The organism is Streptomyces sp. NPDC028910, assembly GCF_055564955.1.
The window spans coordinates 25,614-39,820 of sequence record NZ_JBVHVF010000028.1 but is presented as its reverse complement, the minus strand read 5'-3'; the positions used below and the strand labels follow the sequence as shown (position 1 = coordinate 39,820).

The window sequence follows — 14,207 nt, the reverse complement described above, 5'->3', positions numbered from 1 at the left end:
TTATCAGCCCGCCGCCGACAATGGAGGAATGGACGGGGAACTCTTCCCGCGCGAGCGGACCGTGATCGCCCCCGGGGCCGTGCACGTGCCCGACTGGCTCGGGGCCGGGGAGCAGGGCGAGTTGCTGGCGGCCTGCCGCGCGTGGGCCCGCCCGCCGGCCGGCCTGCGCACCGTACGCACCCCGGGCGGCGGGGTGATGACCGCCCGGCAGGTGTGCCTGGGGCTGCACTGGTATCCGTACGGGTACGCGCGCACCGCCGTCGACGGAGACGGGGCCCCGGTCAAGCCGATGCCGCCCTGGCTCGCCGAGCTGGGGCGGGAAGCGGTGGCCGCCGCCTACGGGGAACCGCCCGAGCCCGCGGTGATGTACGACATCGCGCTGATCAACTTCTACGACGGCGACTCCCGCATGGGCATGCACCGCGACGCCGAGGAGAAGTCCCCTGCGCCGGTGGTCTCGCTCAGCCTCGGCGACACCTGCGTCTTCCGCTTCGGGAACACCGCCTCGCGCGGGCGCCCCTACCAGGACGTCGAGCTGCGCAGCGGGGACCTCTTCGTCTTCGGGGACGCGAGCCGTCTGGCCTATCACGGGGTGCCGAAGGTCCTGCCGGGCACGGGCCCGCGCGGGCTCGGGCTGACCGGGCGGCTGAACATCACACTCCGGGTCGGCGGGCTCGGCTGAACGACGGCGCCCCGCGCCCTCCGATCATGCGAGGATCGATGCCATGAACGGCAACGGGGCCCCGCCGCAGGTGGGGGATGTGACCACGCCATCCGCGTCCACGACAGCCACGCGGACCAGACTGGAACGCGGGCGCGGCGCGCTCGGGCCGGCGCTGGAGCTCGTCCACACCGGCCGCGCCCCGACCCGCGCGGTCCTGACGGCCGAGCTCGGGGTCACCCGCGCCACCGCCGGAGCCGTCGCCGCCGAGCTGGAAGCGCTCGGGCTGATCCGCGTCGACTCCCGCCCGGGCGGCGCCGGCGGCGCACAGGGCCGGCCCTCGCACCGCCTCGCGGTGGCCGAGGACGGCCCGGTGGCCCTGGCCGCCCAGGTGCACTCGGACGGCTTCCGGGCCGCCCTGGTCGGGCTCGGCGGCCGGATCGTGGCCACCGCCCCCGGCAAGGTCACCGTCTCCGCCGACCCGGCGCAGGTGCTCGGCGCGGTGGTCGAGGCGGGCGCCGCGCTGCTCGCGGAGAGCGGCCGCCGCTGTGTCGGCGCGGGGCTCGCGGTCCCGTCGGCGGTGGCGGAGCCGGAGGGTACGGCGCTGAACCCGCTGCACCTGGCCTGGCCGGCCGGTTCTCCCGTACGGGCGATCTTCGCGCAGTGCGTGAAGGCGGCCGGGATCGACGGCCCGGCCCTGACCGGGAACGACGTCAACCTCGCCGCCCTGGCCGAGCACCGGCACGGCGCGGGACGCAGCGCGCAGCACCTGCTGTGCGTGGCCACCGGACACCGCGGGGTCGGCGGCGCGCTGGTCCTCGACGGCCGCCTGCACAGCGGAAGTTCCGGCCTCGCCCTGGAGGTCGGTCACCTCACGGTGAATCCCGAGGGGCGGGCCTGCCACTGCGGCGGCCGCGGCTGCCTGGACGTGGAGGCGGACCCGCTGGCCTTCCTCACCGCTGCCGGCCGCAGCCCCGGCCCCGAGGTCTCGCTGCTCCAGCAGGCCCGCGACCTGCTGCGCGACGAGCCCGCCGAGCCGGCGGTACGGGCGGCCACGGAGGAGCTGATCGACCGGCTGGGCCTCGGCCTCGCGGGCCTGGTGAACATCCTGAACCCGGACCGGATCATCCTGGGCGGGCTGCACCGGGAGCTGCTGCACGCCGACCCGGAGCGGCTGCGCGCGGTGGTCGCCGACCGCAGCCTGTGGGGGCGCAGCGGCGGCGTGCCCATCCTGCCGTGCACCCTGGACCACAACAGCCTGGTCGGCGCGGCGGAGCTGGCGTGGCAGCCGGTGCTCGACGACCCGCTGAGGGCTTTGGCTTAGGCCGTACGGGGGCCTATGCCCCCACGGCCTCGGCTCCCGTCGCGCCCACTGGGCGCGGCCGGGAGCGGGCTCCGCCGAGGGCTCCGGTGACGGCTCCGGCAGGGGTGGGCGCGGGCTACCCGGGCCGGGCGCCGACCGGCGAGGCCGCCGGCAGGCCCGGCGCGACGGCGCTCGGATCGACGGTGACGACCACCGCCCGCGCGGGTTCCCGTACGGGCTTGGCCCCGATCCGTACCGGACGCGGCGGCGGCGCCGGGGCGGGGGCAGCCGTGAGCGAGAACCACACCACCTTGCCCGGTCCGTCGGGCTGGTGCCGGGCGCCCCAGGCCTCGCTGAGCGCCTCCACGAGGGCGAGCCCGCGCCCGCAGGTCTCCAGCGCGTCCGCCTGCGGCGGGTGGAGCACCGGTAGCCGCGGATCGCTGTCGATGACCGAGACCGTGAGGCGCCCCAGGCGCAGTTCGATCTCTACGGTGCAGGTCTTGTCCGGCTGCGCGTGGCGGTGGACGTTGCTGAGCAGTTCCGTCACGCCGAGAGCGGCCCGGTCGATGAGCGGATCGAGCTGCCAGTGGCGCAGCTGTGCAGAAACGATCCTGCGGATTTGGCCGATCCGCGACGGCAAGGCCTGCAGTTCGACGACGCAGTGCCTGCGGGAATGACTGATCACGGCTGCGACTCCCCGACATGAGTGTTACGGGTGCTGCACCCTCTGTAATGCTCCACCAGGGTCACCCACGGTGCGCCGCAGTGCAACCGAACGCGATCGAAAGGGATCCGCATGGAAACCCAAAGCGACTGTTTGCGCAGGTGAGGGAGGTACATTGCGAAAGCAGGGGCGAGTACACCCATGAAGGAGCGCGGCGCACATGAGCACCACCGGCACCACCACCGGAACCGGCACCGGCACCGGCGGCAGCACCACCGGTACGACTGCCACGACCATCGACGTCGATCGCAGCGACGCGGACTACCGTGCCTGGCTGAAGGAGGCCGTCCGCAAGGTCCAGGCCGATGCCAACCGCTCCGCGGACACCCACCTGCTGCGCTTCCCGCTCCCCGAGGCCTGGGGCATCGACCTCTACCTCAAGGACGAGTCCACGCACCCGACGGGCTCCCTCAAGCACCGCCTCGCCCGTTCGCTGTTCCTGTACGCGCTCTGCAACGGCTGGATCCGCCCCGGCCGTCCGGTCATCGAGGCCTCCTCCGGCTCCACCGCCGTCTCCGAGGCGTACTTCGCCAAGCTGATCGGTGTCCCCTTCATCGCCGTCATGCCGCGCACGACCAGCCCGGAGAAGTGCCGCCTCATCGAATTCCACGGCGGCGCATGCCACTTCGTGGACGACTCGATGAAGATGTACGAGGAATCGGCGGAGCTCGCCGCCCGTACGGGCGGGCACTACATGGACCAGTTCACGTACGCCGAGCGGGCGACCGACTGGCGCGGCAACAACAACATCGCGGAGTCGATGTACCAGCAGCTCAAGCTGGAACGTTTCCCCGAGCCCGCCTGGATCGTGGCGACCGCCGGCACCGGCGGCACCTCGGCGACCATCGCGCGCTACGTGCACTACATGCAGCACGACACCCGCATCTGCGTCCCGGACCCCGAGAACTCCTGCTTCTTCGACGGCTGGACCCGCAACGACCCGCACGCCACCAGCGATTGCGGCTCGCGCATCGAGGGCATCGGCCGGCCGCGGATGGAGCCGAGCTTCGTACCCGGCGCCATCGACCGGATGATGAAGGTCCCGGACGCCGCGAGCGTCGCCGCCTGCCGCGCGCTGGAGACGGCCATAGGGCGCAAGGCGGGCGGATCGACCGGCACCGGCCTGTGGAGCGCCCTGAAGATCATCTCGGAGATGGTGGCGGAGGGCCGTACGGGCAGCGTGGTCACCCTGCTGTGCGATCCGGGCGACCGCTACCTGGACAAGTACTACTCCGACGCATGGCTGGCGGCGCAGCGGATCGACATCGCCCCCTACGCCGAGACCATCGACACGCTGCTGACGACCGGCGTCTGGCGCGAACCGGCCGCCTGACAGGGCATGCCGGGCGTCGCCCCGGCTACTGGTCCGCCCCGCGCCGCGCGGCGAGCCTGCCGTCCAGCGTACGGACCGCCGTGCGGAAGGAGTGGCCGAGGCCCGGGCGGGCGGCGGCCATGCCGAGGCGGAACGGGGCCGAGCCGTCCGCGGCGAAGGTCCAGCGGACGTGCGTGCCGGAGCCGGCCGGCGTCAGCCGCCACTCCTCCAACAGGGCCCGCACCCCGGGGACGTTGGTGGTGTCGACCCGGTACGCGTAACGCTGCTCGGGATCCGCCGCCATGACCGTCTCCTGGAAGCGCACCCCGCCCAGCAGCTTGATCTCCCGGCCCGCGCCGCCGTGCGTGGGGCGGGCCAGGGTCACCGCCCTGAACCAGCCCGCCCAGCCCTCCACTTCCTCGGCGAGCGCCTGGTACACGGCCTCGGGCGGCGCCGCGGCCTCGCTGGCGAAGACCAGCCGTATCGGCGCGTCGTCGATGAAGTCCAGCCCCACCGGGCGGAGTCGGCGAGCCATGGCGGTACCCCCTGGGGTGAGGTCTTGAACCCGTGTGCGCGTCACCATAGCGGGACGCCCTCGAGATGTCCGCTGCGCCAGCGATGTCCGCTGCGCCAGCGCCCCGATCCCGGCCGATCGCCCGCCGGGACGGATTGCCCGGCGCGGTGCCCGGTGGTGTCTTGTCGAGCGCGCCGCGAGCGCGTCATGATCGGCAAGACATCCCCCTGGGCAGGGGACGCGTCGCGCGGGATGCTGGAGCCGCGCCGATCCTGTCCCGCGAGCGGAGGCCCGTGTGCCGGACCGACCCCAGACAGACACGCCCCTCGCCCTCGAACTCCTGGTCCACGGAGTGGCCGGCGCCGCCCCCGGCGAGCTGCTCGGCGACCCGCGCACCGTCCGCGTCACCGGCGACTCCACCGCCGCCGTCTTCCGCCGCACCGAGGACGCCGACGCCGAAGCCCACCCCGAGCGGTACGCCGGGCGGCCCGTCCCCGAGGCCTACTGCTGGTCCCGGCTCACCTCCGGCAACGGCGCCCGCGCCCTGTGGCTGCTGCTCCTGCCCTTCATGGTGGCCAACCTCGCCCACTGGGCCCGGCCGGCCACGCCCGCCGCCGAGGCGGCGCCGCGCGCGGTGCGCGCGTACGGGGTCCTCGTACGGATCATCGCGCTCAGCCTGACCGTGCTGCTGATCGCGGCCGCCTGCGAGGTCGCGCTCGACCTCTTCGCCTGGCAGTGCGCGGCCTCCGGCACCTGTACCGGCTCCCGCTCCTGGCTCGGTTTCCTCTCGCCCGGGGGCGGCTGGTGGGCCCAGCCCGGGCGCCGCCTCGCCCTCGGGGCCCTGGTGCCCGCCGCGTTGACGGGGCTGCTCTGGTTCCTGTCGAACCGCACCTGGAGCGCCTACGAATCCCAGCCGCCGCCCGCCGGCGCCGCCGACCCGGACACCGCGTCGGACTCCGCGCCCGCGCTCGGCCGCCCCGGATTCTGGTACGGACGCCGGCTCGTGGCCCGGCTGCGCGCCGCCCACACCGCCGCCGGGCTGCTCACCGTGGCGGTGGCCGTCGCCGCGCCGACCGCCCGCTACGACCGCCGGGCCGGCGTCCCCGCCCTCGAAGCCCTCGGCTGGGTCACGCAGGCACTGCTCGCCGCCGGAGCCGTCACCGTGGCCTGGGTCGTCTGCCGGCGCGGCCGTACCGAGGCCCGGGCCGACCACCGGCTCGACCGGGCCGCCGTCACCCTGCTGCCCGGAGCCGCGCTCGTCCTGCTCGCCGCCGTCCTCCTGCACGCCTGCTGGTCGCGCCCCGGCTGGACCTCCACCGGACGGCTCCCCGGTGACTTCGCCTTCGGCGTGCTCATGCTGGGCCAGGGTGCCTGCGTGCTCGCCCTCGCCGCCGTCGCCCGGTACCTGCACCGCCGGGCCCCCGACCCGTCGGCCGCCCTGCACGGCCTCGGCGGGCCCGCCGTCGCCATGCTGGGCTGCGCCCTCGGCGGGGTGATGTCCGGCGGGGTCGCCCAGCGCGTCGCCGACTGGCTGGACGGGGGAGCCACGCCCGGGATGGCCGGCGCCCCGCTGCCCGGGCCGCCCGTGCTGCTGTCCTGGCAGGCCGCCGTGCTGCCGCCGCTGCTCCTCGTACTGGCCTTGCTCGCCGCCTGGTTCGCGGTGCGCGGGGCCCGGACCCGCAGCCGGCTGGCCAGGACCGTGGCCGAGGAGTACCCGGGGGAGACGCCGGACCCGGCCCGCAGCCGCCGGATCGCCGGAGCGCGGAGCGCCGCCGCGCTCACCGACTCCGCGCCCTGGTTCGTGGCGGCCGTCTCCGGGATCACCCTGGTGCTCGGCGCGGGCGCACTCGCCGGAGCCTGGCTCAGCGGACGGGTGCCGGGCGAGGCGGCCCGCGGGACGCAGCCGCTGCTGGAAGCCGCCGCCCGCGCCGCTCAGGACGCCGGGTCCTGGCTCATCGGCCTCGGCTTCGTCCTCTTCGTCACCTGGGGCCGCCGCGCCTACCGGGACCCCGCCGCCCGCCGGACCATCGGCATCCTGTGGGACGTCGGCACCTTCTGGCCGCGCGCCGCCCACCCCTTCGCGCCACCCTGCTACGCCGAGCGCGCCGTCCCCGACCTGACCTGGCGGATGGCCGGCTGGACCGGCCGCACCGGCGGCCGCCTGGTGATCTCCGGCCACTCCCAGGGCAGCGTGCTCGCCGCGGCGGCCGTCTGGCAACTGCCGCCGCCCGCCCGCCGCCGGGTCGCCCTGCTCACGTACGGATCCCCGCTCGGCCGCCTCTACGGCCGCTGGTTCCCCGCCTACTTCGGCCGCGGGCCGCTCACCGCCCTGCACGGCGAGCTCGACTGCTGGCGCAACCTGTGGCGTGCCACCGACCCCATCGGCGGCCCCGCACTTCCCGGCGCTGCCCAGGAGGTGGACCGCGGCCCGCTCCCCGACCCGGTCGCCTACGGGCGCAGCGCCCGCCACCCGCTGCCCGCGCCGATCCTCGGCCACGGCGACTACCAGGCCGATCCGGCCTTCGCTGCCGAACGCGACGCCCTGCTCGCCCGGTTGGACGCGGCCGCACGGGCCGACGTACCAGGTCAGCGGGCCGGCGCCCCGGGTCAGCGGGCCGGCGCCCCGGGTCAGCGGGCCGGCGTCAGCAAGGAGCCGGCAGGGCGGGCAGCGCCGGCAGATCCGCCGGGAACAGCAGGGTGAGCTCGTCCGTACTGGGCTCCGACAGCTGGGCCACCCGCCCCGCGTGCCGCTCCACCATCGACTCGAAGGTCTGGCGCGCGGTACGGCCGTTGCCGAAGGCCGGCCCCTTGGGCAGCTCCGTGAAGTACGTCAGCAGGGCCTCGGACGTGCCCTCCCCGAGCCGGTACTCGTGCTCCTCCGCCTGTTGCTCCACGATCCGCAGCAGCTCCTCGGGACCGTAGTCGCCGAAGGTGATGGTCCGGGAGAAACGCGAGGCCACACCCGGGTTGACGGTCAGGAAGCGATCCATCTCCGCCGTGTACCCGGCGACGATCACCACCACCGCGTCCCGGTGGTCCTCCATCAGCTTCACCAGGGTGTCGATCGCCTCGCGCCCGAAGTCCCGTCCCGAATCCTCCGGAGCCAGCGCGTACGCCTCGTCGATGAACAGCACCCCGCCGCGCGCCCTCTCGAAGGCCTCCTGCGTACGGATCGCCGTGGAGCCGATGTGCTCGCCGACGAGGTCCACGCGGGACACCTCGACCAGGTGCCCGCGCTCCAGCACGCCGAGGGAGGCGAGGATCTCCCCGTACAGCCGGGCGACCGTGGTCTTGCCCGTGCCGGGGGAGCCGGTGAAGACCAGGTGCCGGCGCACCGAGGCGGCCTTGAGGCCCGCCTGCTGCCGTCGCCGGCCCACCTCGATCATGTCGGTGAGCGCGCGCACCTCGCGCTTGACGCTCTCCAGTCCCACCAGCGCGTCGAGCTGTCCCAGCACCTCTCCGGAGCCCCGCGCGGCGGCCGCCGCGCCGCCCTCCGGCCGGTCCGCGGGCGCCGGTACGGACGCCTGCGCCGCCGGTGTCGCCACGGGGCTCTGCGACGCGGTGACCGTACGGATCCCCGCCTGCGCCCCGGCGGATCCGCCGGCCGGGGCCGACTGGGCCGCCAGCCGCGGGCCGGACTCGTCGCTGGTGCACCCCTCGGCGAGCGGCCCGTCCTCGGCGAACTCGTAGCCCCCGCGGGCGCAGCGCTCGGTGTGGCAGCGCGTCAGCGTGGTGCGGCAGCCGTCGATGACGTGGAAACCGAAGCCGGAACTGCCCGTCACCCGGCAGGCGGTGAAGGTGCCGCGGCCGCCCGCCGACACGTAGAAACCGGCCTCGGCCGCGGAGGTGACCGTGCACCGCTCCAGAGCCGGGTCGGCGCCTTTGGTGACGATCACGCCGGTCTGCACGGCGTCGATGGTGCAGTTGGCGAGGGTGCCGCCGCTGCCGTGGTCGCGGAACCAGGCCCCGGTGGCCGCTTCGCGGATCCGGCAGTCGTCGAGCTGGGCCGTGGCCCCGTCGCTCACCGAGACGGCGGTGTTGCGCACCTGGGACAGATCGCTGTCGACCACGTCGACGCGCGAACCCCGGTCCAGCACGAACAGCGCGTCCGGCACGTCGTGCACCCGGCAGGAGTCCAGGGAGGCGGTGGCCCCGTCACTGATCCACACGGCCGGATAGTCGCCCGTACTGTCGTGGATCTCGCAGGACTCGGCGTCCACCCGGGTGCCCGGGTCCCATACGGACAGACCGTTGCGGCCGAACCGGCGCACCGTGGTGCGGCTGAGGGTGAGCACCGAACGGGACCGCAGGTCGACCGCGTTCTCCGGGATGTCGTGGATGTCGCAACCGGCCAGCGTGAGCACCGCGTCGGTGTCGAGCGTGACCCCGTCGGCCGAGGTCCGGTGCACGGCGCAGTCGGTGAGCCGGGCCGTGGCGCGGGCGGCGATCTGCACCCCGGTGCCCTTGACCTCGTACACCTCGCAGCCCAGGGCCTCCAGGCCCGAACCCTCGCCGGTGACCGCGATCCCCGCGCCCGTGGCGTGGTGGATCCGGCAGCGCTCCAGCCGGGGCCGGCCGCCGCCGCGCACCGAGACGCCGCTCTGCCCGGCGGCCACGACCTCGCACTCCTCGAACACCCCGCCGCCGCCGTCCAGTACGGCGATCCCGACGCCGGTAGGATTCTCCACCGTGCACCGCCGCACCAGGGGCCGGGCCCCGGATCCGCGTACCTCGATGCCGGCCGCGGAGTGGGTGCTCACCCGCAGATCGGTGAGCTCGGGGGAGCCGTCCTCCACCAGCAGGGCGGGCGCCGCCCGGTCCTGCCCCTCCAGGTACAGGTCCTGGACCACGGCCGAGGCGCGCACGGTCAGCGCGACCCCGTCGAGCGGGGCGATCCGCACCGACCCCAGCCCGCCCTCGGGCCCGCGCAGGGTGACGGCGTGGTGCAGCACCAGGTTCTCCCGGTAGGTGCCGGGGGCGATGGACAGCACGTCTCCGTCGCCCGCGACGGCGAGCGCGGCGGTCAGCGTCGGATACTCACCGGAGCGGCGCCGCCACCGCGAAGACCCGCCGTGCGTCACCTGGACCGTGCCCTGAACCATGGTGCTGTCGTGCCCCCACCCTCGTACTCGCGCTGCCGATGCGACCGAAGCCACTGGAACCTGAAGTCACTGAAGCCACATTGAAGCCGATGGAGCTACTGGAGCGACCGATCCGGCCGCCCCACGGTAGCGCGCGCGGAGCCGATGGGCCGCCAGGTCAACCGCCCGCGCCCGCCCGGCCCCAGTCCGGTCCGGCAGCCGCCCAGGCCCGGTCCAGACGGAGGTACCGCCGATGCATGAGCCTGCGTACGACCATCCGCCGGACCGTCTCGACCAGCGCGGCCACGCCGATCGCGGCGGCCACACCCACCATCCCCGCGTGGAAGCCGGCGGCGGACGGGTCGAGCGGCTGCCCCACGAGCCGGCCGTGCGCATCGGTCCATATCCGGAACCGGTCGCCGGGGCGCGGCGGTTCCTCCGCGGCCGGCACCGTGCCTTCGTGGCTGCTGCCGTCGGGCGCGGTCCACGAGGCCACGACCCGCGTACGGCGCGGGGCCGTCCGCTGCGCCGACGGGTCGGCGGCCGCGGACGCGGCGGCGGCCGACTCCGGGGCCGGCCGGACCACCACCGCCGGAACGAGATGACGCTCCTGCCGCTGCTCGTGCGCGGCTTGCTGCAGGGTGCCGTCCACCCGCAGGCCCGCGCCCCACCCGGCGGCCGGCGCCACCACCAGGACACACACCAGTGCGGCGAACGCCACCCACGCCTCGAAGAGATCGGTCGGCCGGCGCAGCGGATTGCGCCGCCAGCGCCATACACCCATTGCTGTCCACACGGTCCGGCTCCCCCTGCATCCGCCAGTCTCCGCCTGCCTGCGCGTCCCGGCCTTCCGCATGCCCCGGGACGCGCATTCCGGGACGCACGAGACATGTGATCACCCGATCCGGATCCGGTCCCTGACGGTGCCGTACCGGCGGGGTGCTCACCTGTCTGACTGATCCAACGGCGTTGTCGTGCCGCTTGGTTCCAGCCGGAGGCCGGAGCCCCCCGAAGGAGTCATTCCGGTCGGCCGATCGGGGCTGCGTGGTCTGCGCAGCGCCTTCGGACCGGAACGGACCGGAGCGAGCCGGAAGCGTCATTCGAGGACGTGGACCTCGTCGCCGACGCGCACCGTCCCCAGCCGCACCGGCACCAGCAGCCGCCCGAACGCCAGCGACCGGCCGATCCGCCGGTGCCTGGCCAGGGTCTTCAGCGGTTCCCTGCCCCGCTCCGCCGTCCCCTGGTCGGTCGTGGTGATCACGCACCGGCCGCATTCGCGCGCCCCGCGGAAGACGGCGTCGCCGATCGCGACGCGCCGCCAGTCGTCCTCGGCCCACGCTTCGGCCCCGGAGACCACCACGTTGGGGCGGAAACGGTTCATCGGCAGCGGACCCTCCTCGGGATGGTCCCCCTGCGCGATCAGCGAGTTGAGCGCGTCCAGCGAGGCGAGGGTGGTGATCAGCAGCGGATAGCCGTCGGCCAGGCTGACCATTTCGCCCGGCAGTGCGTAATCCGGATCCACTGGACGCCGTACCGCCGGATCGTCCATGTGCACCAGCCGCACCGGCATCCCGAGGTGCGCGCTGAACCAGTCGGCCGCGGCGTTCGCCGCGACCACGGTCTCGACCTTCTTCCCGAACAGTACGACCGGCTCCAGCGGACCCGGCTCGGGCACCTCCACCACCAGCTCCGTCATGCCCGGCGCCGTCACCGCGATCCGGCCGCCGCCCACCGGACGGGCCGCCGCCAAGGCCAGTCGCGGGTGCCGCCGTTGGGTGATGACCGTGCCCTCGGTGTCCACCAGCGCCCACCGCCGGTCCCCGGCAAGACCCCAGGGCTCCACGGCCACCTCGTCGGGAGCGGTCCCCGCTACCGACTTGACGGGATGGACGTGGAGCGCCTGAACGCGCAAGTTCGACATGGGGGAATACTGCCAGCCCCTCGCGCCGCCCCGCGTGTCAGCCGACCGGTCAGTAACCACGCCCCTGGTAGGGGCGGCCGTACGGGTCCTCGTACGAGGCGGCCGGGACCGGCGCGGGAGCCTGCATCGGACGCGGTGCGGCCGGGCGCATGGCCTCGTACCCGGTGGCCGCGGCGACCGGGCGGGGCTGCTGCGGATGGGGCTGCGGTACGTATCCGCCGCGGGCCCCGACCGCCTGCTGCTGCGGGATGTACGGGGCGGGCGCGTGCTGCAGCGGCATCGGCTGCGGAGCGGCCTGCTGCTGGTACGGGTATCCGTACGCCGGGGCGTGCTGTTGCTGGGGCGCCGCGGGCGGCAGCGCGGGCAGCGCCGAGGCGAGGGCCGGGAGGTACCCACCGCTCGAGTAGCCGGCACTCGGGGACTCGTAGGCGGCCGGGACGCGGATCGGGGCGATCTGCGGAGTGCCGCGTTCGGCGACGAGGGAGTCGTAGATGGGGGTGTCCGGGAAGGAGGGCGCGGAGTAGTAACCGCCGCCATAAGTGGAGCGGGGGGAGGTCATGGGACCTAAGTTAAGCCCACGACTTCACCGGGTCCATAGCGAGGTGTCGTCAACACCGCCCTGACCTGCATATTCGCAGGTCAGGGCCACAGCTTTCACTTGACGTTCACGTGCACGATTTCACCACTTCCACCCCACCTTGCTCCTACTCGTGCCCACCGGTTGTGTGTTGCACCGACTTCGTGCTGACGCAGCGTCACAACGCGGTGACCTCGGATGACTCTGTCTCGGGCAGCAGTTCGCGGTTTCAGGCGTCGCTGGGACGGGCATAGGTACGGCCCTTCCAGGACGCGCCGCGGCCCCGGTAGTGCTGAACGGCCGAGTCGACGGTCATCAGGAGGTACAGCAGCGCCGTGAACGGAAGCAGCGGGGCGAGCGCGGCCGGCTGACCGTAGTAGCGGAGCATCGGCAGATAGGTGCCGGCCATCAACAGCCAGGCCAGGCCGCCGGCCCAGGCGATGGCGGGGTGTCCGGTCGCGAGGCCCGCCAGGAGGGCGGCCGGGGGTACGAGATAGACGAGCACCAGCCCGGCGACCGTCCCGGCCAGCAGGAGGGGCTGGTGGCGCAGTTGCGCGTAGGCACTGCGCGAGACCATCCGCCACAGATCCGCGAGGGCGGGGTACGGGCGCACGCTGTCCACCCGCTCCGCCAGTCCGAGCCAGATCCGGCCGCCGGAGCGCTGGACCGCGCGGGCGAGGGAGACGTCGTCGATGACGGCCTGGCGGATGGAGTCGGGGACCCCCGCCCGTACGGCGGCCTCGGTGCGCAGCAGGACGCAGCCGCCGGCGGCCGCCGCCGTGCGCCCGCCGGGCCGGTTGATCCGGCGGAAGGGGTAGAGCTGGGCGAAGAAGTAGACGAACGCCGGCACGATGAGCCTTTCCCAGAGCCCGGCGACGCGCAGGCGGGCCATCTGGGAGACGAGGTCGAGGTCGGCGGAGGTCGCGGCGGCGACCAGTTCGCGCAGGCTGTCCGGCTCGTGCGCGATGTCGGCGTCGGTGAGGAGGAGGAAGTCGGGCTCGGCGGCGTGCGCGGTGCGGGCGATCGCGATGCCGTGGCGGAGCGCCCACAGCTTGCCGGTCCAGCCGGGGGCGGGGTCGCCGGGGGAGACGACGGTGAGGGGCAGCCCGGGCTGCTCCCGGGCGAGCCGGAGGGCGAGGCCGCCGGTGCCGTCCGTACTGCCGTCGTCGACCAGGATCACCTCGGCTTCGCCGGGATAGTCCTGGGCGAGGAGCGAGGGAAGACTCCGGGGCAGCACCTCGGCCTCGTCCCTCGCGGGTACGACGATCGCGACGGACGGCCAGTGGGTGGGGGCGGTGCGCGGGGGGAGGCGGACGTCGGTCCGCCAGAACATGCCCTGGGCGAGGGTGAGCCAGAGCCAGGCGGCGAGGGACGCGTAGGCCGCGCAGGCGGCGGTGAGGAGGCCCATGGCGGCAGTGTGCCGCGCCCGGCCGCACGTGTCGCGCACCCGCGCCGCCGGGTGCGCTGCGCCCGCCTCGGCCCGGCCGCGGCAACGTCCGGCGCGCCCCGGTGCATTCGCTCGGCCCGGCTGATGTGAGGCTGCCTCCGGCCCGGCCATGGTGCGCTCACGTTCGGCCCGCCCGCGGCACGACGGCCTCCGGCCCGGCTCCGCTGCGGCCGCCTTCGGCCCGGCCGTGGTGTGGCGGTCTCCGGCTGGGCGCCGGTGCGGTCGCCTTGGTTCGGCCGTGGTGCGGCGGTCTCGGGCCCGAGCCCGGTGCGGTCGTTCGACCTGGCCACGTGTCAGCGTCCGGCAGGTTCCTGGTGCGGCGGCCTTCGGTCCGGCCCCGATGCGGCGGTCGCAGGCCCGGCTCCCGTACGGCGGCCTTCGGCTCGGCCGTGGTGCGTCAGCCTTCGGTCCGGCCCCCGTGTGGCGGCCTTCGGCCCGGTCCCGTGTGGCGGGTCGGGCGGACCCCGGTACGGGTCGCCTCCGGGTCCCGCTCCAATGCGGCGGTCTCAGGCCCGGCTCCCGTGCTGCGGCGTCCGGCGCGGCCCCGGGCGGCGGTCTTCGGCCCGAGCCCCGGGCGGTGGCGTTTGGTCCCGGCGCGCGGGGCGGCAGCCTCCGTTGCGTCACGGTGCTGCCGATTTCGGTGCGGCCCCGGGGCGGCGGTCTCCAC

At 74.7% G+C, this 14,207-nt stretch carries 11 protein-coding genes; 4 read left to right on the top strand and 7 right to left on the bottom strand.

What is annotated here, in order from left to right:
• The first annotated feature begins 28 nt into the window (after positions 1 to 28).
• Both ACZ4TV_RS27585 and ACZ4TV_RS27580 read left to right on the top strand, forming a co-directional pair.
• A complete protein-coding gene (locus ACZ4TV_RS27585) occupies positions 29 to 682 on the top strand; it encodes an alpha-ketoglutarate-dependent dioxygenase AlkB family protein (RefSeq protein ID WP_468137700.1) in 654 nt (217 codons plus the stop codon).
• A 43-nt stretch (positions 683 to 725) separates the two neighbouring features.
• Positions 726 to 1,985: an ROK family protein gene (locus ACZ4TV_RS27580; RefSeq protein ID WP_468137699.1), complete on the top strand. Its 1,260-nt coding sequence runs from the start codon at positions 726 to 728 to the stop codon at positions 1,983 to 1,985.
• A gap of 115 nt (positions 1,986 to 2,100) precedes the next feature.
• On the opposite strand, the gene ACZ4TV_RS27575 is transcribed toward ACZ4TV_RS27580, so the two are convergent.
• A complete protein-coding gene (locus ACZ4TV_RS27575; protein WP_468137697.1) occupies positions 2,101 to 2,649 on the bottom strand; it encodes an ATP-binding protein in 549 nt (182 codons plus the stop codon).
• 199 nt (positions 2,650 to 2,848) lie between these two features.
• On the opposite strand from ACZ4TV_RS27575, the gene ACZ4TV_RS27570 reads away from it, so the two are divergent.
• The gene (locus tag ACZ4TV_RS27570) at positions 2,849 to 4,021 is read left to right on the top strand and encodes a PLP-dependent cysteine synthase family protein (protein WP_468137696.1); all 1,173 of its coding nucleotides are present in this window, start codon (positions 2,849 to 2,851) and stop codon (positions 4,019 to 4,021) included.
• Positions 4,022 to 4,046: 25 nt separating this feature from the next.
• Here ACZ4TV_RS27570 and ACZ4TV_RS27565 read toward each other — a convergent pair whose 3' ends face one another.
• Positions 4,047 to 4,535 (bottom strand): SRPBCC family protein, encoded by a 489-nt coding sequence (locus ACZ4TV_RS27565; protein ID WP_468137695.1) that lies wholly within the window; start codon positions 4,533 to 4,535, stop codon positions 4,047 to 4,049.
• 274 nt (positions 4,536 to 4,809) lie between these two features.
• Between ACZ4TV_RS27565 and ACZ4TV_RS27560 the strand changes: the two genes are divergently transcribed.
• Positions 4,810 to 7,215, top strand: a complete 2,406-nt coding sequence (locus ACZ4TV_RS27560; protein WP_468137694.1) for a hypothetical protein — start codon at positions 4,810 to 4,812, stop codon at positions 7,213 to 7,215.
• On the opposite strand, the gene ACZ4TV_RS27555 is transcribed toward ACZ4TV_RS27560, so the two are convergent.
• The 5 genes from ACZ4TV_RS27555 to ACZ4TV_RS27535 form a co-directional block, all read right to left on the bottom strand.
• Positions 7,157 to 9,616: a right-handed parallel beta-helix repeat-containing protein gene (locus ACZ4TV_RS27555; protein WP_468137693.1), complete on the bottom strand. Its 2,460-nt coding sequence runs from the start codon at positions 9,614 to 9,616 to the stop codon at positions 7,157 to 7,159. The two genes, ACZ4TV_RS27560 and ACZ4TV_RS27555, sit on opposite strands and share 59 nt — an antisense overlap.
• A 157-nt stretch (positions 9,617 to 9,773) precedes the next feature.
• Positions 9,774 to 10,391 carry an Rv1733c family protein gene (locus tag ACZ4TV_RS27550; protein WP_468137692.1) on the bottom strand — a complete coding sequence of 206 codons (618 nt, stop codon included), beginning with the start codon at positions 10,389 to 10,391 and terminating at the stop codon, positions 9,774 to 9,776.
• A gap of 300 nt (positions 10,392 to 10,691) precedes the next feature.
• Complete coding sequence (locus ACZ4TV_RS27545; protein ID WP_468137691.1) at positions 10,692 to 11,516, bottom strand: MOSC domain-containing protein; 825 nt, start codon at positions 11,514 to 11,516, stop codon at positions 10,692 to 10,694.
• A 49-nt stretch (positions 11,517 to 11,565) separates the two neighbouring features.
• On the bottom strand, positions 11,566 to 12,075 hold the full coding sequence (locus ACZ4TV_RS27540) for a DUF6643 family protein (RefSeq protein ID WP_468137690.1): 510 nt from the start codon (positions 12,073 to 12,075) through the stop codon (positions 11,566 to 11,568).
• A 247-nt stretch (positions 12,076 to 12,322) separates the two neighbouring features.
• Positions 12,323 to 13,501, bottom strand: a complete 1,179-nt coding sequence (locus tag ACZ4TV_RS27535; RefSeq protein WP_468137689.1) for a glycosyltransferase — start codon at positions 13,499 to 13,501, stop codon at positions 12,323 to 12,325.
• Between the last annotated feature and the right edge of the window lie 706 nt (positions 13,502 to 14,207).

What these genes read in the sequence shown, in the direction of transcription:
- ACZ4TV_RS27585 (WP_468137700.1), top strand. Translation starts at nt 29, where the DNA reads ATGGACGGGGAACTCTTCCCGCGCGAGCGGACCGTGATCGCCCCCGGG.
- ACZ4TV_RS27580 (WP_468137699.1), top strand. Translation starts at nt 726, where the DNA reads ATGAACGGCAACGGGGCCCCGCCGCAGGTGGGGGATGTGACCACGCCA.
- ACZ4TV_RS27570 (WP_468137696.1), top strand. Translation starts at nt 2,849, where the DNA reads ATGAGCACCACCGGCACCACCACCGGAACCGGCACCGGCACCGGCGGC.
- ACZ4TV_RS27565 (WP_468137695.1), bottom strand. Translation starts at nt 4,535, where the DNA reads ATGGCTCGCCGACTCCGCCCGGTGGGGCTGGACTTCATCGACGACGCG.
- ACZ4TV_RS27555 (WP_468137693.1), bottom strand. Translation starts at nt 9,616, where the DNA reads ATGGTTCAGGGCACGGTCCAGGTGACGCACGGCGGGTCTTCGCGGTGG.
- ACZ4TV_RS27545 (WP_468137691.1), bottom strand. Translation starts at nt 11,516, where the DNA reads ATGTCGAACTTGCGCGTTCAGGCGCTCCACGTCCATCCCGTCAAGTCG.
- ACZ4TV_RS27540 (WP_468137690.1), bottom strand. Translation starts at nt 12,075, where the DNA reads ATGACCTCCCCCCGCTCCACTTATGGCGGCGGTTACTACTCCGCGCCC.
- ACZ4TV_RS27535 (WP_468137689.1), bottom strand. Translation starts at nt 13,501, where the DNA reads ATGGGCCTCCTCACCGCCGCCTGCGCGGCCTACGCGTCCCTCGCCGCC.